The following is a 7,893-nucleotide window of genomic DNA, read 5'->3' as shown; positions in this document are numbered from 1 at the left end:
GGTTGCGGCGAACGAAGATGGATCAGGGCCTGCGCCTTCAAGCTTTGCATCCACCATGGCGCATCTCCGACTGAGTCTAAATCGCCTGCCACGATACGCCCGAAGTCGGTTTTGACCGACTCTGTCTATATAATGGCTGAGACGATTTTCGGTCGCACCCTCACACTCTCGACCGGGCGCATCATCCCGACCCGCTGGGTCGGTGAGCAGCATGTCAAGGAGGACCTCGGCTTCATCCCGAGCTTTGCTGACTGGGTGAAGGCCATCCGGCCCGAGCCCTGGATGGGCCGGTCGGCGCGGATCGAGGCGCTGGTCGATCCGCATCTCGCCTCGCCCGTGGTCGAGGTCACCTGAGATGACCGATCCAGCCTATCAGCGCCTCGGCGTGCCAGCGACGGCTTCGCCCTTCGCCGTCCTTCGGGCAGCGGTCCGGGCGCTGCACCCCAACACGCGCGCCGTTCGCGGCTTCCGGACGGCGCGCAAGCGCTTCTATCGGCAGATGCTCTGCGCCCATGCCGCGCGACAGGCGGCGGGTGACAGTTCCACAGGCTAATCGCCCCCGACCACCCCTTCATCCCAATCGAGTGCCCGGCCTCTCGGCCGGGTCTTTCCCATTCAGGAGGTCCCCATGGCGGATTACTTCACCCATTTCTCGTGCCTGCTCGATGTCGGCACCCCCGACAAGGCGGCCCGCGCGCTCGCGCTGTTCCAGGAACTTCGCGCCGCAGATCAGGACGCAGACGACCCGGAGGTCGCAGGCTTTGATCTCGTGCTCCAGGACGCGCCCGAGGGCAGCGCCATCTGGATCCATGACGACGACCACGGCGATGTCGAAGCCGTCATCCGCTTCGTGCTGCGCCTTGCGGAAGAGATCGACCTCGCCGGCCTCTGGGGGTTCCAGTACGCCCTGACCTGCTCCCGGCCGCGCCTCGACGCCTTCGGCGGCGGCGCGCATGTCATCGATCTCGGTGCGCGGAAATCCTTCGGCTGGACCAGCAGTCACGAATGGCTTGCCGCGGCTCTCAACGGGGAGGACGTCGATGCCTGAGCTCATCTGCACCACGGTCTACCAGTTCCCAGAACTCTCGGATGCCGCCAAGGAAAAGGCGCGCAGCTGGTATCGCGAGCTTGGCCCCCACGATGACTGGTGGGACGCGGTCTACGAGGATTTCGAGCGGGTCTGCGACATCCTCGGCATCCGTCTGAAGACCACCCCCGTCCGCCTGATGGGCGGCGGGACACGGGCCAAGCTCTGTATCTGGTTCTCCGGGTTCTGCAGCCAGGGCGACGGCGCTTGCTTTGAAAGCTACTGGTCCCACGCCAAGGGCGGGGCCACGCGCATCCGGGACCACGCGCCCACGGACGCGACGCTGCACGGCATCGCTGACCGGCTGCAGGCCATCCAGCGCCGCAACTTCTACCAGCTTGCCGCCGAGGTCAGCCATCGCGGGCGCTACTACCACGAGTACACGATGTCGGTGGACGTCACGCGGGACAGCCCGACCTGGCAGCCGCCGACCGAAGACGCCGAGGAGATCGTGACCGAGGCGCTGCGTGATCTGGCCCGCTGGCTCTACCGCCAGCTTCAGGCCGAATACGACCACCTGACCTCGGACGAGGCCATCGAGGAAGGGATCGTCGTGAACGAGTACACCTTCACCGAAGCTGGGCGGCGGTTCGGGTGAGAGCGCGTTCGGTTCATTTGATCTTTACACGGAGGTCATATGATCTATATTCAGACCAATGGAGGGTGCCATGTACGTTGCTGAGAAAATCCGGGAACCTGCACAGATCAACGCCGTCGCGTTGAAGGCCTACGCGCGCGTGGCCGATGCCTGGGGTCTCAGCCTCAAGGAAGCGGCTGGCCTTGCCGACATGTCGGAAAGCACCTGGAAGCGTGCCAAGAAGCCGGATTTCGCGGGAGAACTGACCAAGGATCAGCTTCTGCGGCTCAGTGCGGTGATCGGCATTTACAAGTCGCTCGAACTCTACTTCTCCGAGCCGCTCGCGCGAAGCTGGTTCACCCGACCGAACACCGGCCCGCTGTTCGGGGGCAGCCGTCCGATTGACACCGCCATCGACGGTGGCTTGCCGCAAATTCTCGCGGTTCGGACCTATCTCGATGCGCTGCGCGGTGGGGCATGAAGCAGACCGAGGTTTCTGATCGCGGTCTCGTTCGTCTTCTGCCCGCCACCTACCACAAGCCACCGTCCTTGCGGGGTCTCGTCGATACCGATGACGAGATGGAGATCCTGGCCGAAATCGAGGGTCTGACCAGCGGCCGTCTTCTGGCGGAACGTGGCCGCAACCCGCATCTGGACCCGCGCGAGCTTGCCTGGCAGCGCCGCAGCCGCGATCTGCGCATCTACGGCGACAGTCATGTCAACGCCGCCTTCACCTACACCCGCGTCGGCGGAAACCGCTTCAACACCGAGGAGCGCGGCGCGTGGTATTGCGCATGGGACGTGATGGTGTCCGTCAGCGAAGTGGCCTGGCACCGCACGCGCGAACTAGGCTTTACCGGCAGCTTCCATGACAGCGCTCGCTATGTGGAACTGCTGGCTGACTTCATCGGCGTCTTCGACGACATGACCGACGAGCCGGGCCATCCCGCACTGCATACGGATCCGGCTGTCGGCTATCCCGAGGGCCAAAGCCTGGCCCAACATCTCCGTCGGGCTGGATCGCGGGGCCTGATCTATCCCTCGGTCCGGGCTCCTGCGCCGGGCGGGAATTGCCTCGTCTGCTTTGAGCCCCACGCCATCCAGAACGTCCGGCCGGGCGCGTCTTGGGATCTCGTTTGGGATGGGACGCCGCACTACTCGGTTACGGCTGTTGCTTGACCGGTCAGATTCCGGGCGCCCTTGGAGGGCCTGAAAAATGAAAGCACCTGGCAGCAACGACCCCGACATCACAAACTTGAAGCCGCGCGACTATCAGGCATTCTTCGAGGATTTGGCTTCGCCGGCCTCACCGTCCGAGGCGTTGCGTGCTGCTTTTCGTCCACGGAAAGACTTCCCTGTTGGTCTTTTCGGTATCGAGCAAGCCGACGACTCGTAGTAGTCACCTGTTCCCGTCGATCCACTTCGACATCAGCCCCTTGTCGCGGAAGCATTCGTCCGGGACGGCGCGCCGTTTGATCCGAGCGAGTTTCTCCGCGAAGGCCACCTGCTTTGACGTAGGCAGCCGGTCCATTTCGGATACCGGCTTCAGCTGGGCCTGCGCCTCGATCCAGGCGCTGAGCGACCGGCGATCTTGCTGAACCTCCCAGGGCAGGAGGGTCTGATTGCGCAGGGCGAGCGAGCGCGCATAGGCGATCTGCTTGGGTGTCGCGGGCAGGGCGTAGGTGGTGCTGTCCATCGGGAAACTCCCTTGCTGGCTTGGCTTTCAAGATAGAACATAACAGGAACAAAATCAAGTCAAGCAACCGGGACGCGTCGGCGCGAGAGGAAGAGGGGGGGCGGGGGAGATCAGGCCTGAGGGTGCCCGAGAGAGGGTGTCCGGGCCGGTCCCTGTCCCTCATTCCGGAGCTTCCCGATGACCTATCTCGCGCCTGTTGCGCCTCCCGTTCCTGTTCCATATCGCGATCCCGCGCCCGCGATCCTCGCCGTGGCCGAGGCTCTGCAACCCGATCTCGCCCAAGGCTTCCAGATCGACGCGCTGCGTCTGCGGCTGGAGATGGAGCGCGCCTTTGGCGGCTCCGATGCCGATGGTGCCTGGGACTGGAAGCTCGCCTATGAGGCGGGCGAGGTGGCGCTGGTCCTCTTCCTGCGGAAATTCGGCCGCGCGCTTCTGGGCCGGGCTGGATCGCCCGCTGCCCTGATGCCGATCCTCGCCAAGGTGGCGTGCCTCTTGCTGACGCACACCCGGCGCTCGGAGGAAATGGAGCGCTTCCAGCAATTCTCGACGCCGCTGCCCATGGGACTGGCTGCAATGGCGGCAGCGCAGATCGCCCCGCATGACCTGGTCCTCGAGCCCTCGGCCGGGACCGGGCTTCTCGCGATCCTCGCTGAAATTGCAGGCGGCAGCCTTGCGCTGAACGAGTTGGCAGACACGCGCGCCGACCTTCTGCGCCGCCTCTTTCCGGGCCGGCCTGTCACGGGCTTTGACGCAGCCCAGATCGACGATCATCTGGACGCAGGGTTGCGCCCGAGCGTGATCCTGATGAACCCGCCCTTCTCGGCCGTGGCCAATGTCGATGGCCGCAGTACCGAGGCGACGGCTCGGCATCTGCGCTCGGCCCTTGCGCGCCTTGCTCCCGCCGGGCGATTGGTCGCGATCACCGGCGCAAGCTTCGCACCTGATGCGCCCGCCTGGTCCGAGACCTTCGCCCGCCTGACCGAGAGTGCCCATCTGGTCTTCACCGGCGCCGTGTCGGGCGCAGCTTTTGCCAAGCATGGCACCAGCTTCGAGACGCGGATTTCGGTCTTCGACAAAAGCCGCGGTGGCGAGGCGGGCGGCATTACCGCCGATCTGGCGCGCCCGATATCGCCTGATGTCGCCAGTCTGCTCTCGCTGATCACCGCACATGTCCCCCCGCGCCTCGCGCTGGCGCAGGTCGCATCAGCCGGGCAGGGCCGCACTTTCCCCTTCCCGGGAAAACCTTCCCGCACCACGCGCACGGCCATCAGTACATCGCGCGCCACGCCCCCCACCAACACGCCCGCGCAGATCGGTGCCGCGAATCTCGCCTACAGCCTGCGGGATGCGACCGAGGGCGGGGTCGGCGCGCGCCTGTCTGATTCCATTTATGAGACCTTCCGCCTGCAGGCCATCGACATCCCCGGCGCGGCACCGCACCCGACCAAGCTCGTGCAATCAGCGGCCATGGCCTCGGTCGCGCCCCCCAAACCCTCCTACCGCCCGAAACTGCCCGCCGCCGTCCTGCGCGACGGCCTGCTGTCCGACGCGCAGCTTGAGACCGTGATCTATGCCGGTGAGGCGCATGGCACCTATCTCGCCGGCTCGTGGACCGTCGATGAAACCGGCGACATGGTCTCGGCCGCCAAGGACGACGATCCCGATGCCGTCCGTTTCCGTCGCGGCTTCTTCCTCGGCGACGGCACCGGCGCTGGCAAGGGCCGCCAGTCGGCTGGGATTGTGCTCGACAACTGGGCCCAGGGTCGGCGCAAAGCACTCTGGATCTCCAAAAGCGACAAGCTGCTGGAGGATGCGCAGCGCGACTGGTCGGCCCTTGGCCAGGAACGCTTGCTGGTCACGCCGCTCTCGCGCTTCGCGCAAGGCCGCGACATCCCGCTCTCCGAGGGCATCCTCTTCACTACCTACGCCACGCTGCGCTCCGAAGAACGCGGGACCAAGAAATCCCGCGTCGACCAGATCGTCGACTGGCTGGGCTCGGATTTCGACGGGGTGATCCTGTTCGATGAAAGCCATGCCATGGCAAACGCTTCCGGATCGAAGGGCGAGCGCGGCGATACCGAAGCGTCGCAGCAGGGCAGGGCGGGCCTGCGCCTGCAACACAAACTGCCGAATGCCCGCGTGGTCTATGTCTCGGCCACGGGGGCCACGACGGTCCACAATCTCGCCTATGCGCAACGCCTCGGGCTTTGGGGCGGGGAGGACTTTCCCTTTGCCACCCGCGCTGAGTTCGTTCAGGCCATAGAGGCTGGCGGCGTGGCTGCGATGGAGGTCCTCGCGCGCGATCTGCGCTCACTCGGCCTCTACACCGCACGCTCACTTTCCTATGACGGTGTCGAATACGAAATGCTGGAGCACGCGCTGACCCCCGAGCAGCGCAGCATCTACGATGCATATGCCGGCGCTTTTGCCATCATCCATAACAATCTCACCGCCGCGATGGAGGCCGCCAACATCACGGGCGACAGCGGCACGCTGAACCGCCAGGCCAAGTCCGCCGCGCGGTCGGCCTTCGAGTCCGCGAAGCAGCGGTTCTTCGGCCATCTGCTCACCTCGATGAAAACCCCCACGCTGATCGCCGCCATCGAGGCCGATCTCGCGGCGGGCCATGCCGCCGTCATCCAGATCGTCTCGACGGGCGAAGCACTGATGGAGCGCCGCCTCTCTGACATCCCCACCGACGAGTGGAACGACATCCGCGTCGACATCACGCCGCGGGAATACGTCTTGGACTATCTCGCCCATTCCTTCCCGGTGCAGCTCTACGAGCCCTTCACCGACAGCGAGGGCAATTTGTCGTCCCGGCCTGTGGTCCGCGACGGCCAACCGGTCGAATGCCGCGAAGCCGCCCGCAGGCGCGATGCGCTGATCGAAAAGCTGGCATCGCTTCCGCCCGTGCCGGGGGCGCTCGACCAGATCGTCCAGCGTTTCGGCACCGACCTCGTGGCCGAGGTCACGGGCCGCTCGCGGCGGATCGTGAGGAAGGGCGAGGGTCCTGCTGCGCGCCTCGTCGTGGAAAGCCGGGCGGGTTCGGCCAACCTTGCGGAAACCGCCGCCTTCATGGATGACCAGAAGCGCATCCTGATCTTCTCGGATGCCGGCGGCACCGGGCGCAGCTATCACGCAGATCTCGGCGCCAAGAACCAGCGCTTGCGGGTGCATTACCTTCTGGAGCCCGGTTGGAAGGCAGATGCCGCCATCCAAGGCCTTGGGCGGACCAATCGCACAAATCAGGCGCAACCACCCTTGTTCCGCCCGGTGGCCACCGATGTGAAGGCAGAGAAACGGTTCCTTTCGACCATCGCCCGTCGCCTCGACACGCTCGGGGCGATCACCCGCGGTCAGCGCCAGACGGGCGGGCAGGGGCTGTTTCGGCCCGAGGACAACCTCGAGAGCCCCTATGCTCGCGATGCGCTACGCCAGCTTTACCGCCGCATCTATCGCGGCGATGTTGCGGGCTGCTCGCTCGGGGCCTTCGAGGATGCCACCGGTCTCAGCCTGACCGATGACAACGGTCTGAAGGACGACCTGCCCCCGATCACGACCTTCCTCAATCGCCTACTGGCGCTCACGATCGACATGCAGGCCGTGCTCTTCTCGGCCTTCGAGGAATTGCTCGACCAACGGATCGAGGGCGCCATCGCGGCCGGTGTCTACGACCTCGGCCTCGAGACGCTGCGCGCCGAAAGCTTCCGTGTCACGGATGCGCGCGTCATCTACACCCATCCTGGCTCCGGCGCAGAAACCCAGCTCCTCACCATCGCGGAAAAGCGGCGCAACACGCCGACTTCCCTCGCAGATGCGTTCGACTGGCTCGATGACCCGAAGGCACGCCTGCTGGTCAACAGCCGTTCGGGCCGGGCAGCCGTGCAGTTGCCTGCCACCAGCCTGATGCTGGATGATGGCACCATCGAGCCGCGGCTGCGTCTGATCCGGCCGCTTGATGCCAGTACGGTCCCGGCCAAGATCATGGACGACACCCACTGGCTGGAAGCCGACCGCGCGGCCTTCACCGCCGCATGGAACTCCGAACTTGCTGAAGTGCCCGAGTTCTCGGAATCTACGCTGCACATCGTGGCTGGCCTGCTGCTGCCGATCTGGAAGCAGCTCCCTCAGGACGAAACCCGCGTCTACCGTCTGCAGACCGACAATGGCCAATGTATCATCGGCCGCCGCGTCTCGCCGTCTTGGGTCGCGACCACGCTGGCCGCTGATGCGCCGCAGCTGACAGCCGCGCAGGTTCATGCCCTCGTTCTGGAGGGCAAGACCGTCGTGCGGCTGGCCGAGGGGATGGAGTTGCACCGGTCCCGCGTCATGGGTGTGAACCGGATAGAACTGTCGGGATTTTCGGGTGCCGCAAAAGACCGGCTCAAGGCAGATGGGTTCTTCTCGGAGATCATCGCCTGGAAGCTGCGGCTCTTCTGCCCAACGGACTCGGGCGGCATTGCCGTGCTGGATCGCCTGCTTGCACGTTGTCCTGTAACGGGACTACATGCACGCGGAGGGTGTTGAGCT

Annotated in this window: 8 protein-coding genes and 1 pseudogene; 8 read left to right on the top strand and 1 reads right to left on the bottom strand. The window is 65.3% G+C overall.

What is annotated here, in order from left to right:
• Positions 1 to 132: 132 nt before the first annotated feature.
• From Q7J44_RS12825 to Q7J44_RS12795, 7 genes and pseudogenes are all read left to right on the top strand, one after another.
• A pseudogene (locus Q7J44_RS12825) lies at positions 133 to 354 on the top strand (hypothetical protein); the annotation flags it as partial.
• 1 nt (position 355) lies between these two features.
• Positions 356 to 553, top strand: a complete 198-nt coding sequence (locus Q7J44_RS12820; RefSeq protein WP_304880488.1) for a hypothetical protein — start codon at positions 356 to 358, stop codon at positions 551 to 553.
• Between the two features lie 75 nt (positions 554 to 628).
• Complete coding sequence (locus Q7J44_RS12815) at positions 629 to 1,048, top strand: hypothetical protein (RefSeq protein ID WP_304880487.1); 420 nt, start codon at positions 629 to 631, stop codon at positions 1,046 to 1,048.
• Positions 1,041 to 1,685, top strand: coding sequence for an antitoxin of toxin-antitoxin stability system (locus Q7J44_RS12810; protein WP_304880485.1), 645 nt, complete (start codon positions 1,041 to 1,043; stop codon positions 1,683 to 1,685). The genes Q7J44_RS12815 and Q7J44_RS12810 overlap by 8 nt, the downstream gene beginning before the upstream one ends.
• A gap of 58 nt (positions 1,686 to 1,743) precedes the next feature.
• Positions 1,744 to 2,145, top strand: a complete 402-nt coding sequence (locus tag Q7J44_RS12805) for an MbcA/ParS/Xre antitoxin family protein (protein WP_281470317.1) — start codon at positions 1,744 to 1,746, stop codon at positions 2,143 to 2,145.
• On the top strand, positions 2,142 to 2,843 hold the full coding sequence (locus Q7J44_RS12800; protein ID WP_304880480.1) for an RES family NAD+ phosphorylase: 702 nt from the start codon (positions 2,142 to 2,144) through the stop codon (positions 2,841 to 2,843). The genes Q7J44_RS12805 and Q7J44_RS12800 overlap by 4 nt, the downstream gene beginning before the upstream one ends.
• A 37-nt stretch (positions 2,844 to 2,880) precedes the next feature.
• The gene (locus Q7J44_RS12795; RefSeq protein WP_304880478.1) at positions 2,881 to 3,060 is read left to right on the top strand and encodes a hypothetical protein; all 180 of its coding nucleotides are present in this window, start codon (positions 2,881 to 2,883) and stop codon (positions 3,058 to 3,060) included.
• Between the two features lie 3 nt (positions 3,061 to 3,063).
• Here the strand turns inward: Q7J44_RS12795 and Q7J44_RS12790 are convergent, their stop codons facing one another.
• Positions 3,064 to 3,360, bottom strand: a complete 297-nt coding sequence (locus tag Q7J44_RS12790) for a hypothetical protein (protein WP_304880477.1) — start codon at positions 3,358 to 3,360, stop codon at positions 3,064 to 3,066.
• A gap of 177 nt (positions 3,361 to 3,537) precedes the next feature.
• On the opposite strand from Q7J44_RS12790, the gene Q7J44_RS12785 reads away from it, so the two are divergent.
• On the top strand, positions 3,538 to 7,890 hold the full coding sequence (locus Q7J44_RS12785; protein ID WP_304880475.1) for a strawberry notch family protein: 4,353 nt from the start codon (positions 3,538 to 3,540) through the stop codon (positions 7,888 to 7,890).
• The last annotated feature ends 3 nt before the right edge of the window (positions 7,891 to 7,893 follow it).

Source organism: Pseudotabrizicola sp. (genome assembly GCF_030656345.1).
Taxonomy (GTDB): domain Bacteria; phylum Pseudomonadota; class Alphaproteobacteria; order Rhodobacterales; family Rhodobacteraceae; genus Pseudotabrizicola.
Note: the sequence above shows the minus strand (reverse complement) of the source record. Positions and strands in the feature narration are given on the sequence as shown.